This window comes from Anaeromyxobacter sp. PSR-1, from assembly GCF_000964525.1.
In the GTDB taxonomy this organism is placed as follows: domain Bacteria; phylum Myxococcota; class Myxococcia; order Myxococcales; family Anaeromyxobacteraceae; genus Anaeromyxobacter.
This window is the reverse complement of sequence record NZ_BAZG01000021.1, coordinates 12,474-28,025: the sequence shown is the minus strand read 5'-3', so window position 1 is coordinate 28,025 and position 15,552 is coordinate 12,474. Positions and strand designations below refer to the sequence as shown.

The 15,552-nt window shown below is 69.5% G+C and carries 10 protein-coding genes; 5 read left to right on the top strand and 5 right to left on the bottom strand.

Annotated elements, in window-relative coordinates:
* Window positions 1-100 precede the first annotated feature (100 nt).
* From PSR1_RS05925 to PSR1_RS05905, 5 genes are read left to right on the top strand one after another with little or no spacing between them, the layout of a single operon-like run.
* Entirely contained in the window at window positions 101-766 is a 666-nt protein-coding gene (locus PSR1_RS05925; protein ID WP_237757834.1) for a prepilin-type N-terminal cleavage/methylation domain-containing protein, read from the top strand.
* 8 nt (window positions 767-774) lie between these two features.
* The gene (locus tag PSR1_RS05920; protein ID WP_059436701.1) at window positions 775-1,377 is read left to right on the top strand and encodes a prepilin-type N-terminal cleavage/methylation domain-containing protein; all 603 of its coding nucleotides are present in this window, start codon (window positions 775-777) and stop codon (window positions 1,375-1,377) included.
* 5 nt (window positions 1,378-1,382) lie between these two features.
* The gene (locus PSR1_RS05915; protein WP_059436714.1) at window positions 1,383-2,654 is read left to right on the top strand and encodes a prepilin-type N-terminal cleavage/methylation domain-containing protein; all 1,272 of its coding nucleotides are present in this window, start codon (window positions 1,383-1,385) and stop codon (window positions 2,652-2,654) included.
* A 10-nt stretch (window positions 2,655-2,664) separates the two neighbouring features.
* The gene (locus PSR1_RS05910) at window positions 2,665-3,168 is read left to right on the top strand and encodes a type II secretion system protein (RefSeq protein WP_059436700.1); all 504 of its coding nucleotides are present in this window, start codon (window positions 2,665-2,667) and stop codon (window positions 3,166-3,168) included.
* Between the two features lie 10 nt (window positions 3,169-3,178).
* A complete protein-coding gene (locus tag PSR1_RS05905) occupies window positions 3,179-8,347 on the top strand; it encodes a pilus assembly protein PilY (RefSeq protein WP_059436699.1) in 5,169 nt (1,722 codons plus the stop codon).
* A gap of 18 nt (window positions 8,348-8,365) precedes the next feature.
* Here the strand turns inward: PSR1_RS05905 and PSR1_RS05900 are convergent, their stop codons facing one another.
* From PSR1_RS05900 to pilB, 5 genes are all read right to left on the bottom strand, one after another.
* Window positions 8,366-9,751, bottom strand: a complete 1,386-nt coding sequence (locus PSR1_RS05900) for a sigma-54 dependent transcriptional regulator (RefSeq protein WP_059436698.1) — start codon at window positions 9,749-9,751, stop codon at window positions 8,366-8,368.
* 12 nt (window positions 9,752-9,763) lie between these two features.
* Window positions 9,764-11,344 (bottom strand): ATP-binding protein, encoded by a 1,581-nt coding sequence (locus PSR1_RS05895; RefSeq protein ID WP_059436697.1) that lies wholly within the window; start codon window positions 11,342-11,344, stop codon window positions 9,764-9,766.
* A gap of 13 nt (window positions 11,345-11,357) precedes the next feature.
* Window positions 11,358-12,611: a type II secretion system F family protein gene (locus PSR1_RS05890; RefSeq protein WP_059436696.1), complete on the bottom strand. Its 1,254-nt coding sequence runs from the start codon at window positions 12,609-12,611 to the stop codon at window positions 11,358-11,360.
* A 67-nt stretch (window positions 12,612-12,678) separates the two neighbouring features.
* A complete protein-coding gene (locus tag PSR1_RS05885) occupies window positions 12,679-13,779 on the bottom strand; it encodes a type IV pilus twitching motility protein PilT (RefSeq protein ID WP_059436695.1) in 1,101 nt (366 codons plus the stop codon).
* Window positions 13,780-13,792: 13 nt separating this feature from the next.
* The gene (gene pilB / locus PSR1_RS05880; RefSeq protein WP_059436694.1) at window positions 13,793-15,499 is read right to left on the bottom strand and encodes a type IV-A pilus assembly ATPase PilB; all 1,707 of its coding nucleotides are present in this window, start codon (window positions 15,497-15,499) and stop codon (window positions 13,793-13,795) included.
* Window positions 15,500-15,552: the final 53 nt, after the last annotated feature.

Genomic DNA, 15,552 nt, shown 5'->3' with positions numbered 1-15,552 from the left:
CTTTGTCGATCCCCTCCACGCTTTGTCGATCCTGATGCGCTCCCGCAGACAAAGCTCTGGATTGTCGGCGTGTTGCGGCGCCCCTCCGGAGGCAGGCGCCTTGCTTCTCACCCGCGGCATGAACCGGAACCCCCGCGGCTTCACGCTCCTCGAGCTCGTGATCGTGGTCGCCGTCGTGGCAATCCTGGCGGCCGTCGCCGGCTCCAGGTTCGTGGCCGCTCAGCGAAACGCCAGCTCGGCTTCCGCGGCGTTCGACCTCGGAATGCGGCTTCAGGCGCTGAAGACCGAGGCGCTGAACGAGCAGCAGGACGTCCTCGCCGTGCTGGTGAACGCGGACGACCTCACCGGCTCGGGCTGCGGCCTCCTCGCCCAGGCGAGCTGCGTCCGTCTATTCATCCTCAAGCGCCCTGAGGCTGGCTGGACGCTGGCGGGCTTCGACCCCGCATCGCCGGCCACCGCCGCGCAGGTCGAGGACGTCGTCACGCTGCCCAGATGGCAAGCGTTCGATCTGGGACAAGCGGGGACTTCGTCGGAAGCGCCGTTCGAGCAGGTCAAGGTCTTCGACCCCTCCGTCGCGGCCGGCGGGCGCGTCGCGATCCGTTTCGGCGCCGACGGCGAGGTCCGGCCGGTCTACGCGGGCGCGTCGCGCCCTCGACTCAGTGGGGTGGCGGTCGCGATCACCACCTCGGCCGAACTGAACGCGGGTCAGCGGCGCCGGTTGGTGGTGTCGTTCCCGACCGGGATCGTCAAGGTCGCGACGTACTAGGAGGCGCCATGCGGCGAGCTCGCAACTCCGGCATGCGAGGGGTCACGCTCATCGAGGCGATGATCTCGCTCACGCTGCTGCTCATCGGGATCCTGGGGCTGATGCGGCTTCAGGTGATCGGCTTCACGTCCAACGAGGGCGCGAGGTCCAACGGCACGGCGCAGGAGCTGGCACGCGAGCTGGCCGCCGGGCTCGAACGCCTCGATCCGTCGCTGGACGCCCTCCTCGTCGCGAACACGATCGCGGACGCGCCGCCCAGCGGTTTCGGCAATCCGCTGGACGCATCCGGGAACCTCGCCACGTCCGGATGGCGCGACTGGGACGACGCGTACCTCACCGGAACGACCTCCGCCTATCCGTCGCTGAAGGTCGTGGGCGTCCAGCCGGACTCCGCGCTGCCGTCGGACCCGCTCGACCCATCGAAGCCGCTCTATCGTCGCCGCTGGTCGATCTGGCAGGTGGCGACGTCCAACGCTGCCTCGGGTGTCCGCCTCGCGGCGGTGTCGGTCGTCTATCACGAGCGCACCATCACGCGACCGCGGGCCATCACCCTTTACGTCCAGATCCCGAACCTGGGCGCCTCGACGGTCAACGCCTCGGCCTACCGGTGATCCGCATGATCCGCTCCCGCCTCGGCTTCACGCTCGTCGAGATCATGATCGCGACCGGCGTGGTATCCATCGTTCTTGCCGCGGTGATCGCGGCCTCGAGCTCGCAGCAGCGCGCCTTCTTCGGCGGACAGCGACAGCGGGCGACGCAGGGAAACGCACGCACCGCGCTGCTGTACCTCGAGCAGAAGCTCCCGCTCGCCGGGTGGGGGCTCGACGGCTCCCTCGCCCTGGACTTCCAGTTCTACGCGCCCGCGTTCTGCCCCGCGAACACGACGTGCCCGCCGGGGAGGGACAGCATCGCCGACGCGGACGAGCTGGTGTTCTATGCACGCAACCCGAGCTACTGGGTGCCGCCGGAGGGGCATGCCGGCGCCCTTCGCGGGAACGCCTGGACGTTCGTCGCGCTGCCCGACGCCTCCCACGCCACGCTGGAGGCGCGGGCCGGCGACGACTTCCTCAGGGGACAGATCCTGCAGGTCGTCTGCCCCGGCGAGCTCCGCTACGCCTACTTCACCGTGAAGAGCCGGGCGGCGGTCACGTCCGCGGGAAACGTCGACGTGGAGCTCGAGGACGTCGTCCTGACCGATCCGTTCCGCCGGCAGGACGTCGCCGCGACGATGGGTGGCTGCCGCGCCTTCCAGGTCGACCGGTACCGATTCCATGTCCGGCCCGTGGCGCGTGCCGACGGGACATTCGACCCGTACCTGGTGCTCGATCGCGGCCTCGATACGACGGGGGCCGCCGACGGCGCGCCCGATGGTGTGGTGGACGAGAAGGACGAGGTGATCGTGGCGGAGGGGGTCGAAGCGTTCCAGGTCGCCTACGTGTTCGCGAACCCGGCCATCGCCCCCGCCGGCGCGACCGCCGGGACGGCCATCGCGTTCGGGGAAGCAAACGACGACCAGAGCGTGCTCACCGACGGCGCCATCATCCCGACCAAGTTCTCCGGGTCCGCGACCTCCACGACCCGAGCCGTCTACACGCCCTCCAGCTTCTATTCGTATCGGTACTCAGACCCGATCCGTCAGACCAGGCACCAGGCCAACATCCGGGCGGTGCGGCTCGCCCTGGTCGCGCGCTCGCCGCAGCCCGATCCCTCGGCCCGGGCGACGTTCGTGGTCGACTCGTCCTTCGCCCTGTTGAACCAGTCCGGCGCACCGGACTGGGTGACGGGCGCGCCGAAGATCGCGAGCGGCACCGACGGCTTCCAGCGCACGCGGGTCGAGGCCGTGGTGAACCTTCCCAACATGACCGTCCGGTCCATCACCGGGTTCTAGCGAGGCTGGCATGTCCGTCCCCCGTCCCCTGCCCCACCGCGCGAGCGGCTCCACCCTGATCCTGACGGTGATCCTGCTGATGGTGCTGGCCGTCATCGGCGTGGCCGCGGTCTCGCTCGGCTCGCAGGAGCGCATCAACGCGTCCGGCAAGACCCAGCGCGACCAGCTGTACGCGTGCGCCGCCGCCGCGCGCCTGCAGATCTGGGCGGAGCTGGCGCGGTACGGCCGTGGGTATCTCGAGTCGGGCAACGTGGCCGGCTCGGTGACCCTGCCCGACGGCACGGTCCTCACGGCGCCGTCGCACTACGACAGCGATCCGGACGTGACCGTCAGCTCGGTCGTGCTCAAGAACACCGTCACGACGGCCTCGACGCCGACCGCCACCGACCTCACCAACTCGTTCAACTTCATGCAGGGCCTGAACACCGCGACCGGCTACACGGTGGTCGCGAAGTGCAAGGACCGGCGCGGCCGCCCGCTCGAGGTCGAGTTCGTGACGGCCATCATCCTGTAGGAGGCGGACCATGCGCACCCGCAAGCCCATCGCGATCGCCCTCCGTGCCGCCGGCCTGGCCGCCCTGACGCTGCTGCTCACGCCCGGCGACACCCGCTCGCAGACCACCTGCGGTGACGACGCCGCGCGCAACCTGATGGTCTCGAGCCTGATGGACACGTGGCTCAACCCGCCCGCGGGCGAGGACCAGCAGTTCATCACGCGCGAGGACACCACCTTCCCGAACATCATGTTCCTGCTGGACACCTCCGGCTCGATGCAGCGCCTCCCGCCCGACGGCCCCGGCTCGCTGGGCGGTTCGAGCCAGGCGTGCACCGCGGACTCACAGTGCCCGGCGCGGTACACGTGCACGGGCGGTCACTGCAAGCCCACCCTCCCCGCCGGCGCCCTCATCGACAACCCGGCCAGCAGCACCCAGCAGAACCTCGCGTTCGCCTCGGCGCGCGTGGTGGGGTGCAACGACGACCCGGTGTTCAACGCCACGCCGAACGTGGGCGACAACCCGATGCTCGCGTCAATCCCCACGCGCCGCTTCTACACGCCCTGCGGCAGCGCCGCGACGGTGGCCGTCGGCAGCCCGTACGCCGGCCACGCCGCGGTGGTCACCGGCGGCGTGGACTACGCGCGCGAGTACATCAACTGTCCGTACTACACGTCGTCCAACAACCAGCAGACCGGCGGCCTTGGCTTCGACCCGGACTTCTACTCGCAGTCGCCGAGCGGGACCGAGACCACCGCGAACGGCAAGCCCGCGTTCTTCGGCCGCGACCTCGTGTTCCACGACGCCAACTACGTCCCGGTGGTCGCCGGCGAGTGGAACTACGAGCGGACGAACCTGGATTTCCGGACCAACTTCGGCAACGGCTGGACCGACAATGCGGTCTTCCCGGTGCGCAAGGCGAACAACGACCCCGCCACGATCGCCGAGTTCTGCGCCACGCAGGGAACCGCGCCCCAGGGCCTGCGCACCCGCGCCGAGATCTGCCAGTCCTGCCTCGAGAAGAAGGGCTGGTACTACGACGGCGTCATCCTCGAGGACACCAACGGCGATCGGTTCCCGTCCGTCTGGTACACGGGGAACTACCTCAACTTCTTCCCGCCCAAGTTCCTGGTGGCGCGCAAGACCGTCAAGGACGTGATCGCGAAGCGCAGCCGGATCCGCATGGCGCTCGCGACCTTCGACTACCCGAGCGGCTGGACGCTGCAGAAGGACTTCAACCCGAGCTGCCAGATGGAGTTCAACACCAGCTCCAACTTCGACAGCAACCGGGCCGCGTTCGTGAGCGCGGTCAATGCGGTCACCACGTTCGCGGGCGGCACGCCGCTCGCCATGTCGCTGTTCGACGTGGGCCGGTACTACCACTCGCCGGGCCTCTCCTGGTTCGGGCCGAGCTGGGAGAGGAACACCTCGTCCTACGAGTCCTCGTCGAACGCCAACCAGTACTCGATCTGCTACCTGTGCCAGACCTCGTCGGTGGTCGTCCTCACCGACGGCGAGCCGTCGCCCGGGAGCGGGCTGACCCCGAACGACGGCGATCGGCTCCCGTCCGGCGCCACCACGCTCGCGGACACCACCAGCGGCAAGTACGCCGGGGCGACCACCACCGGCATCAAGGACATCACCTCGACCGACTGCCCGCAGTGCGCGAACTTCAGCGGCACGGCCGCCTGGAAGGACAGCCTCGCCAAGGTCGCCTGGTACATGCACAACATGGATCTCCGCGACAACGCCGAGAGCACCTGGGACTGCAAGAGAAACGGCGGGAAGCAGGTCCTCGACACGTACACGGTGGGCTTCGCCACCAGCCAGCTCCCGGACGCTCGGACCATCCTCCACGCCGCGGCGGAGGCGGGCGGAGGCAAGTTCGTCCCCGCCGAGAACCCGCAGACTCTCGCCGAGGGGCTGACCTACATCCTCGAGAAGATCAACGAGCGCGCGACGTCCTTCTCGGTCGCGACGGTGTCGACGCTGCAGACGACGTCCGGCCGCGCCGTGATCGTGCCGCGCTTCGAGCCGAAGAACGGGACCAGCCGCTGGCGCGGACACGTGCTGCGCTTCGACCTCTACAGCGAGTTCGTGAACGCCTGCGACGCGAAGGCCGATGGCACCGGGACCGGCGACCTGGACTGCGACGGTGCGTGCACGAGCGTGTTCCTCCAGGACAAGTCGACGACCGCGAACCAGAGCGGTGACTTCATCACCGAGGACGGCGCCGGCAACTTCGTGAAGTCCGACCCCGGAAGCACGCCCGTGTGCGGCCAAGCTCCGAAGTGCGCGAGCGTCACCGGGAAGAGCTGCTCGGTGGCGAGCAGCGCGCCGGCGAACCCGTGGTGGGACGCCGGCGCCCTGCTGGCCGGGACCGGCACCTCCCAGAAGTGGAAGTCGCGCCGCGTGTACACCGTGGTGGACGACACCGCCGACGGCAAGATCGACGCGAGCGATCGCGTGATCCGGCTCGAGGCAAACGACACCGTCGCGAGCGCGATCATGCCCTACCTGGGCCTGGGCGGCGGAACCGTGTGCAACGCGCTCGCGACCGAGTTCCAGAACGCCGGCGCGTCCACCTTCGCGGCGAGCGTGCAGGGATCGACCGTGGACGCCCGCATGGCATGCACCAAGGCCTTCATCCGCCTGGTGCTCGGCGCCGACCTGTTCAACTCGATGAAGCGCTCCTCCTACCCGCCGTCCTCCATGGACGACCTGTGGGACCGCGACTGGATGCTCGGCGACGTCTTCCACTCCTCGCCGGTCGTCGTCGATCCGCCGCTCCCGCGGGACGGCGTGATCTGCCCGAACGGCCTGTCGAACCAGTGCCTCCAGTCCCTGTGGGACACGCCGACCAAGAACGGCAAGGACGCGTACGACGGCTACTCCAAGAGCACGACATACAAGGACCGCACCAAGCTCGTGCTGGTCGGCGCCAATGACGGTCTCCTGCATGCGTTCCACGCGGGTGAATGGCATGGGAACCCGACGCCCGGCACCCACAACGCGACCGCGGACGACCCTTCCACCACCGCCGTCGACGAGTCGCTGCCCCCGTTCAACGGTTACTACGACCGCGGGACCGGCGAGGAGGTCTGGGCCTTCCTGCCCCCCGACATGCTCGCGAAGCTGCGCCTGCTCATCGAGCCCAAGCACCAGTTCTTCGTGGACGGCACCGCCATGGTCCGCGACGTGTGGGTCGACGGGACGCGCAACTCGGTGGGGACCGGGATCCGGAACGACATCAAGGAGGCGGGCGAGTACCACACGGTGGCGGTGGTCGGCGAGCGGCGCGGCGGCACGCATTACTTCGCGCTCGACGTCACCGACGCGACGACGAGCTCGGGCACGCCCGCGTTCCTCTGGATCTACCCTCAGCCGAACGACCCCGAGACGCTGGACTTCGCCGAGAGCTACGACGACTTCCTGCCGCGCGCCCCGCCCATCGGCCCGGTGCGGCTCGAGGCCGACACCGCCACCGGCGCGGCGACCAGCGACACGCCCAGGATGAGCGTGGGCACCGGCGAGGTCGCATACCACGAGCGCTGGGTCGTGTTCCTGAACGGCGGGTTCGATCCTCAGTACGTCCGCGGTCGCGGTGTCCACATGGTGGACGTGTGGACGGGTAGGGAGGTGTTCGACTTCTCGTATGACGCCACCCACGCGGTGAAGCAGCACCTCCGCTTCCCGGTCCCGGCGGTGGTGGGCATGGTCGGCTGGGGCGGCGGCGCCCGCCGCGCCTCCGGCGAGACCAACGACTACTTCTTCGACACGGCCACGTTCGGCGACGCCGGCGGCCAGCTCTGGGCGCTGCGCTTCCACCGCCCCGGCAAGATCGGGACGAGCGGCAAGGTGGAGAACTGGCACGGCGGGCGGATCTTCCAGATGGGGACGCAGAACCAGGACTGCCGCTTCTGCGGCGGCCAGCCGTTCTTCTACATGACGGCCAACATCCCCCTGCCCTCGAACGGCGCCTACCGCGTCTTCGCGGGCACCGGCGACCGGTACAACCTGCTCGACAAGGACGGCGGCACCTGCGGGCCGGACAACGTCCGGGCTTGCGTGCTGCGCGGCTGCAAGGTCGAGATGCCGCTGGAGGCGACGACCGCCGATCCCACGGGCGGCAACCTGTTCGAGAGCTACGGCCTCGGCGGGATCAAGCGAGGCCTCTCGCACTCGACCTGCGCCACGAGCACCAACGTCCTCACCGCGAGCGGCAGCGAGAACGCCGGTCCCGGCTGCGCGGCCGCCGGCGCCACCGTGGTGAGCGCCCGCGCCCAGATCAAGATCTGGTGCCCGCAGCCGAGCAGCACGACGGCGGCGCCGAGCACCGAGAAGAAGATGACCGCCAGCTGCACGTTCAACGCGGACGGCTACGACTGCCGGCCGGGGATCGAGACCCGTGGCGCCGAGGTCCCCCTCACCGGGCAGATCAGCCGGGGCAACTTCTTCTACTCCCTGCTCGTGTTCGACGAGACGGGCCCGCGCGCGCCGTTCGACAGCGCGACCTCGGCGGCGACGTACGACGGCGCGCGCCTGTGGCTGAACCAGACTGGCCTGGACGCTTCCTACGGTTTCTCGGGATCGGCGAGCCCGGGCCTGGTCACGATCTCCGCGACGGCGACGAACCCGAGCCCGCTCGCCGACGCGACCTCGCCGGGCTGGGCGATGTACTACAACCAGGGTCCGACCGTGGAAGCGGACGGCTACACGTACAACGTGTACTGGGCCGACGAGCGCACGTCCTCCGGCACCTCGACGCTCGGTGACATCTACTGGAACACGGTGCAGCGCGCCTCCGGCACGATCGACGCCACGTCTTGTGTACACGGCTCGGAGAAGCCCGTCTCCAAGTGCGGCACGACCGAGGCACGGCGCATCGCGACCAAGTACGGCGCGAACATCGAGACGGGCGGGCTGCCCTCGCGGTTCAAGGACGAGAGCGGCAACGTGGTCCGCTCGATGAAGGCAGCCCTGCTGGTCCCCACCCAGGCCGACCAGCCCACGGTGTTCGTCAACCAGGCCGGGCAGATCGCGGTGGGCCTCACCGCGGTGAACCCGGAGCGCGGCGCCACGAACGTAGGCATGACGGACCCGATCGATCCGACCATGGACTTCGGGTTCATGGAGGTGAGCGAGCCGCTGCACGCGTGCCGGCACGCGGCCACCTCCGATGCGGCCAGCTGCGAGTGATCGGACGGGATCGCCGGCTCAGCGGCCGGCGATCCCGAACTTGGCCAGCCGATACCGCAGCGAGCGGAAGCTGAGCGAGAGCACGCGCGCGGCCTCGGTCTTCACGCCGCCGGCGCGCTCCAGCGCCTGCTCCAGCAGGGCGCGCTCGATCGCGTCCAGGTGCGCCTGGAGGTCGATCCCGGCCTCGGGGAGCGCCGGCGGTGCGCTCGCCGCGGCCGGCGGTGCGGCGGCCCCGCGAAGCGCGTGCGGGAGGTCGCCCGGGACGATCCTGCCGCCATCGCAGAGCGTGAGCGCGCGCTCCACCACGTTCGCGAGCTCCCGCACGTTACCCGGGTAGTCGTGGGCGAGCAGCAGCCGCTCCGCCTCGGGGCTCAGCGCAGGCCGGGCCCGGCCCTGCTCCGCGGTGAAGCGGCCCAGGAAGTGCTCGACGAACAGCGGCAGGTCCTCGCGCCGCTCGCGCAAGGCGGGCATGCGGAGCTGGATGACGTTGAGGCGGTAGTACAGGTCCTCCCGGAACCGGCCCGCCCGGACCTCCTCGGCCAGGTCGCGGTTGGTGGCGGCCACGATGCGCGCGGAGAAGCCCAGGTCGGCGCTCCCACCCACCCGGCGAAGCTTCCGCTCCTGCAGGGCGCGCAGGAGCTTCACCTGAACCGGCGGCGGCAGCTCGCCGACCTCGTCCAGAAACAGCGTCCCGGCGCCGGCGACCTCGAACAGCCCGGCCTTCGCCTCGGTCGCACCGGTGAAGCTGCCCTTCTCGTGGCCGAACAGCTCGCTCTCGATCAGCCCCTCCGGGATGGCACCGCAGTTGATGGCGACGAAGGGTTGCCGGTGGCCGGCGCGCGCGTGGATGGCGCGCGCCACGACCTCCTTGCCAGTCCCGCTCTCGCCGCTGATGAGGACCGTGGTCCGAGTCCGGGCCAGCTTCTCCACCAGGGCGCGGACCTCCTCGATGGCGGGCGACCGGCCGATGAGCTCGGCGTCCTCCCCGTCGCCTCCGCGCCGGCCCACCGTGTGCCGCAGCACCCGGTTCTCGGCGACCAGCCCACGGTGCTCGAGCGCCTTCTCGATCACCAGCTTCAGCTCCTCCACCTTGAAGGGCTTCAGCACGTAGTCGTAGGCGCCGAGCTTCATCGCCTGGATGGCGTTCTCGGTGGTGGCGAACGCGGTGAGGATGATCACCTCGGTGCCCGGCGCCTCGCGCTTGACCGCCTCGAGCAGCTGGATCCCGCTGTCCGCGCCCAGGCGAAGGTCCGAGAGGACGAGGTCGAGGTCGCCGTCCGCGGCGCACGCGAGCGCGGCACCGAGGCTCGCCGCCGCGACTACCTCGTGGCCCTGCTTGCGCAGCAGGATCTCGAGGAACTCGCGCATCGACTGCTCGTCGTCCACCACCAGGATCTTCGCCATGGCTCCCGGATCCTACCCCGTCTCGGCCACGCGCGCGGGGCCGGGCAGGTGGACGGTGAAGCGCGCGCCCTCGCCTGGGGCCGAGCGCACCTCGACCCGACCGCCGTGTGCGTCCACGATCCGCTGCACCACCGCCAGCCCGAGGCCGGTCCCACGCTCCTTGGTGGTGTGGAACGGGAGGAAGATGCGCTCCCGCTCGGTCGCCGGGATCCCCGGCCCGTCGTCCTCGACCGCGAACCACGCCCCACCGTCCTCGCGGCCACACGCGACGGCGATGCTCCCGCCCCCCCCGCCCCCGAGCGCCTGGGCGGCGTTGCGGAGCAGGTTCCACACCACCTGGCGGATCTGGTCGGGATCGCAGGCGGCCGGCGCCGCGGCCAGGTCGCGCGTCAGGACCAGCCCGGCGGCGGTGGGGTCGTGCGCGAACACACGCAACGCGTCGTCGAGCAGGCCGGCCAGGTCCACGGCGCCAGGCCTGAGCGGCGAGGGACGCGCGAAGCGGAGGAACTCGGTGACGAGCTCGTCCAGGCGTGACGCCTCGCGGAGCACGATGTCGAGGAGCCGACGCTCGTCGCCACCGAGCGTCGCCTGCGCGCGGAGGAGCTCCACCGAGCCCGCCATGGACGCGAGCGGGTTGCGAAGCTCATGGGCCAAGCCGGCCGCGACCCGTCCCAGGTCGGCGAGCCGTTCGCTGCGCTGGAACGCCTGCTCCATGGCCCGCAGCCGCGTGAGGTCCTGGAAGATGGCGGCCGAGCCGATCGCTGCGCCGCCCCGCCCCATGAGCGGGAAGACCGTGTAGCCCAGGGTGAGCCGCTCGCCCCGGGCGTTCGACCACTCCACCTCGTCGCGTCCGGTGCCGGCCTGGAACGGCAGCACCTCGTGGATGGGCCGTCCGAGCGCGCGGGCCAGCTGGATCCCCGTCACCTGCTCGGCCGCAGCGTTCAGGAAGGTCACGCGCTCGGCGCGGTCCACCGTCACGAGCCCGCTGGTCAGCGACTGCACGATCGACTCGTGCAGCGCGGTGATGGCCTCGAGGTCCCCCTCGCGCTCCGCCAGGCGCTCGCCGGTGCTGCGGAGCAGCTCGGCGAGATACGACGCCAGCGCCGCGGTCACCACGAACGCGCCGCCGTGCGCGAAGACGGTCACCACCGGCGCCGAGCCGGGGCGCCAGGTGGCGGCGAGCATGACCAGGTATCCGAGGAGCGCCATCCCGGCCGCCGCGACGGCGCCGCGCCGATAGAGCAGGATGGCGCCGTTCACGACGGCCAGCGAGAACATGAAGACGAACACGCTCTCGACGCCGCCGGTGAGCGATCCCACCGCCGACGCGATCGCCACGTCCAGCGCGATCTGGGCGTAGGCCACCGCCACCAGCCCGGCGTTGCGGCGCAGCGCGACGGCGAACACCAGCGAGCCCGCGTACGTGGCGGCGACGACGCCGTACAGCGGCGCGAGGTACGCGCCCGCCTCCCCGCCGACCTGCCAGCCGACCAGCGCCGTGCCGCCGAGCAGCACGGTGACCGTCACCAGGCGGAAGAAGGTGAGCCAGACGAGCTTTCTGCGAAGCGCCGGCTCTGCCTCGGTTCCGCTCATCGTGCCCGCAGGGCTACTTGATCGTGCCCGCGATGTTGAAGATCGGCATGTACATCGCGATCATGAAGAACCCGACGGTGCCGCCCAGGAACACCATCATCAGCGGCTCGATCATGCTGGTGAGCGCGCCGACCGCGACGTCCACCTCGTCGTCGTAGAAGTCGGCGATCTTGTTGAGCATGGCGTCCATCGCGCCCGTCGCCTCGCCCACGCCGATCATCTGCACCACCATGGCCGGAAATACCTTCGTCTCGGCGAGCGGTCCAGCGATGTTCTTGCCCTCCGAGATCTTGGCGCGGACGTACATGATACCGCGCTCGATCGTCCGATTGCCCGCGGACTTTGCCACGATCTCGAGCGCGTCGAGGATGGGAACGCCCGACGACAGCATGGTGCCCAGCGTTCGCGTGAAGCGCGCCACCGCCACCTTGCGGATGAGCGGTCCGAACACCGGCATCTTGAGAACGAGGTCGTGCCAGATCTCCTGGCCGCGCCCCTTTCGCGTGGCGACCTTGAACGCGACGAACAGCACGACCGGCACGCCGACGAAGACGTACCAGTAGTTCCGGAAGCCGTGCGAGATGTCGATGAGGAACTGCGTGGGCGCCGGCATCGCTCCGCCGAAGTCCTTGAACATCTTCTCGAACGTCGGGACCACGAACGCGATCAGGACGGCCACCACGCCGACGGCGACGGTGAGCACGATGGCCGGGTACACCATCGCGCCCTTCACCCGCCGCTTCAGCTTCTCGTTCTTCTCGATGTACGCGCCGAGGCGCTGGAGGATGGTGTCGAGGATGCCGCCGATCTCGCCGGCGCGCACGAGCTGGACGAACAGCTCGTCGAAGACCTTCGGGTGCTCGCCGAGCGCGTCGGCGAAGGTCGAGCCGGACTCCACCTTGACCTTGACCGTCGAGAGGACCTTCCGGAACTCGGCGTTGTCCGCCTGGGTGGCGATGATGTCGAGGGCCTGCACCAGCGGCAGGCCGGCGTCGATCATCACGGAGAACTGGCGCGTGAAGACCAGCAGGTCCTTGGTGGTGACGCCGCTCATCCCCGGGATCTTGAGCTGGATCTCCTTGGGCTTGCGGCGCACCTTGGCCGGCTCGATGCCCATCTGCCGGAGGCGCGCCTCCACGGCGGCGGCGTCCTGCGCCTCCATCTCGCCGGAGCGCACCTCGCCCTGCCGGGTCTTGCCGGACCACCTCCACACCTTGGCCGGCGTGGCTGCCCGGGTCTTCACGTTCGCGGCTGCGGCCTGGGCCATGGTCTCCTCACGAGCGACGGCCCCCGCATCCTAGCGCGGGGGTGGGATCGGGTCGAATCCGGGGCTCCTACCGCGCCGCACCTTGCGGCGGGCCGCGCATCGCGGCGCCGCTCGCGATGATGTTCTTCAGCTCCTCCGCGTCGGAGGAGCGGCCGAGCGCCTCCTCCAGCGTGATGAGGCGCTTCGCGAACGCCATCGCGAGGCTCTGGTTGAAGGTCTGCATGCCGAACTTGGCCTGGCCGACCTGCATCTGCGAGTAGACCTGGTGCACCTTGTCCTCGCGAATGAGGTTCCGGATGGCGGGGTTCGGGACCATCACCTCGATGATGAGCACGCGGCCGGGGCCGCCGGCCTTGGGCAGCAGGTTCTGGGTGAGCACGCCCTCCAGCACGAAGGAGAGCTGCGCGCGGACCTGCGGCTGCTGGTAGGGCGGGAAGACGTCGAGGATGCGGTTGATGGTCTGGACCGCGCTGTTCGTGTGCAGCGTCGCGAAGGCCAGGTGGCCGGTCTCGGAGATCACCAGCGCCGCCTCGATGGTCTCGAGGTCGCGCATCTCGCCGACCAGCACCACGTCGGGATCCTGGCGGAGGATGTACTTGAGCGCCTTCTTGAACGAGGCGGTGTCCGCCCCGACCTCGCGCTGGTTCACCACGCAGTTCTTGTGCGGGTGCAGGTACTCGATCGGATCCTCGATCGTGATGATGTGCTCGTGCCGGTCGGTGTTGATCTTGTCGATGATCGACGCGAGCGTGGTGGACTTGCCCGAGCCGGTGGGGCCGGTGACGAGCACCAGGCCGCGCGGCTTCTTGGCCAGCTCGGCCACGATGGGCGGCAGGCCCAGCTCCTGGAACGTGAGGATCTTGAAGGGGATGGTGCGGAACGCGCCGGCCACCGCGCCGCGCTGCATGAAGACGTTGGCGCGGAAGCGGGAGAGCCCCTTCACGCCGAAGGAGAGGTCGAGCTCGCTCTCCTCCTCGAACTTGTGCTTCTGCGCGTCGGTGAGGATCGAGTAGCAGAGCTGCTTCGTCTCCACCGGCGAGAGCGGCGGCGTCTTGAGCGGCACCAGCTTGCCGTCGATGCGGAGCTGGGGCGGGGACCCGGTGGTGACGTGGAGGTCGGAGGCCCCCTTCTCGACCATCGCCTTCAGGAGCTGGTGCAGGTTCGCCAAGGGGGACCGCCTCCTAGAACTTGTCCGGCGCGGTGTTGCCGACCGCCTCGGCGAGGCTGGTCATGCCGGACTTCACCTTGTTGAGGGCGCTCATGCGCAGCGTGCGGAAGCCGAGGCGGATCGCCTCCTGCTTCAGCTCGGCGGCGGAGCAGCCCTGGATGACGAGCTCCTTCAGCCCGTCCCAGAGCGGCATGACCTCGTACACCGCCACGCGCCCCTTGTAGCCGCGGTCGTTGCAGGCCTTGCAGCCGCCCGGCTCGTACACCTGGAACGTGCCGATCTCCTCGGCGGGGAACCCGGCGTCGAGCAGCGCCTGCTCGTCCGGCGCCACCGGCTTGCGGCACTCCGGGCAGAGGCGGCGGCAGAGCCGCTGCGCTACGATCGCGTTCAGCGACGCGGTCACCAGGAACGGCTCGATGCCCATGTTGAGGAGGCGGGAGACGGTGCCGGGCGCGTCGTTGGTGTGCAGCGTCGAGAGCACGAGGTGTCCGGTGAGCGCGGCCTTCACGCCGATCTCGGCGGTCTCGAAGTCGCGGATCTCGCCGACCATGATGATGTCGGGGTCCTGCCGCAGGAAGCTGCGCAGCGCGGCCGCGAAGTTGAGGCCGATGTCCTCGTGCATCTGGACCTGGTTGATGCCGAAGAAGTTGAACTCCACCGGGTCCTCGGCGGTGGAGATGTTCCAGGCGACCTCGTTCAGCTTGGAGAGCGCCGAGTACAGCGTGGTCGTCTTGCCGGAGCCGGTCGGGCCGGTGACGAGCACCATGCCGTAGGGCCGGTCGATCGCCTCCATGAAGTCCTTGAGCTGCTGCTCCTCGAACCCGAGCTTGGTCATGTCGAGCTGCAGGTTCGACTTGTCGAGGAGGCGCATCACCACCTTCTCGCCGAACAGCGTCGGGCAGATGGAGACGCGGAAGTCCATCTCCTTGCCCTTGCCCAGCTTCAGCTTGATGCGCCCGTCCTGCGGCAGCCGGCGCTCGGAGATGTCGAGCTCCGACATGATCTTGAGGCGCGAGATGATGGCGTTCCGCAGCTTCATGGGCGGCTTCATCACCTCGTACAGCACGCCGTCGATGCGGAAGCGGACGCGGAAGTCCTTCTCGTAGGGCTCGACGTGGATGTCCGACGCGCCCTTCTTGATGGCGTCGAGCAGGATGAGGTTCACCAGCTTGACGACCGGCGCCTCCTCCGCGCTCTTCTCGAGGTCGACGACGTTCATGTCGTCGCCCTCGGCCTCGACGATCGCGACCTCCGAGTCGTCGAAGCCCTGCATCACCTCGTCGAGGTCGGGCCCCTTCTCCGCGTAGTACTTCTCGATCGCCTCCCGGATGGCCTGCTCCGAGGCGACCACCACCTCGACGTTGTAGCCGGTGAGGAACTTGACGTCGTCGATGGCGAAGATGTTGGACGGGTCGCTCATCGCCACGATGAGCGAGGAGCCGGCGCGGTTCACCGGGATGACCTGGTGCTTCTCCGCGGTCGCCTTGGGGACGAGCTTCAGCACCTCGTCGTCGATGTCGAAGTCCTTCAGCGAGATCGCCGGGACGCCGTACTGCTTCGAGAGGAAGCCGGTGAGGTCGCTCTCGGCGATCGCGCCCTGCTTCACCAGCAGCGAGCCGATGCGCCCTCCGGTCTTGCGCTGCTCGTCCTGGGCCTTCTGCAGCTGCTGCAGGGAGATGAGGTTCTCCCGCACCAGCAGTTCGCCGAGCCGTCCGGACATGTCGTCTTGGTCCTCGTTGCCTTCGCCGGAGCGCGGCGGGATCCGCGCGGGGA

Bases quoted from the DNA above. Each gene is read 5' to 3' on its own strand.
- PSR1_RS05890 (WP_059436696.1), bottom strand. From the start codon at position 12,611: ATGGCCCAGGCCGCAGCCGCGAACGTGAAGACCCGGGCAGCCACGCCG.
- PSR1_RS05910 (WP_059436700.1), top strand. From the start codon at position 2,665: ATGTCCGTCCCCCGTCCCCTGCCCCACCGCGCGAGCGGCTCCACCCTG.
- pilB (WP_059436694.1), bottom strand. From the start codon at position 15,499: ATGTCCGGACGGCTCGGCGAACTGCTGGTGCGGGAGAACCTCATCTCC.
- PSR1_RS05900 (WP_059436698.1), bottom strand. From the start codon at position 9,751: ATGGCGAAGATCCTGGTGGTGGACGACGAGCAGTCGATGCGCGAGTTC.
- PSR1_RS05905 (WP_059436699.1), top strand. From the start codon at position 3,179: ATGCGCACCCGCAAGCCCATCGCGATCGCCCTCCGTGCCGCCGGCCTG.
- PSR1_RS05895 (WP_059436697.1), bottom strand. From the start codon at position 11,344: ATGAGCGGAACCGAGGCAGAGCCGGCGCTTCGCAGAAAGCTCGTCTGG.
- PSR1_RS05915 (WP_059436714.1), top strand. From the start codon at position 1,383: ATGATCCGCTCCCGCCTCGGCTTCACGCTCGTCGAGATCATGATCGCG.
- PSR1_RS05920 (WP_059436701.1), top strand. From the start codon at position 775: ATGCGGCGAGCTCGCAACTCCGGCATGCGAGGGGTCACGCTCATCGAG.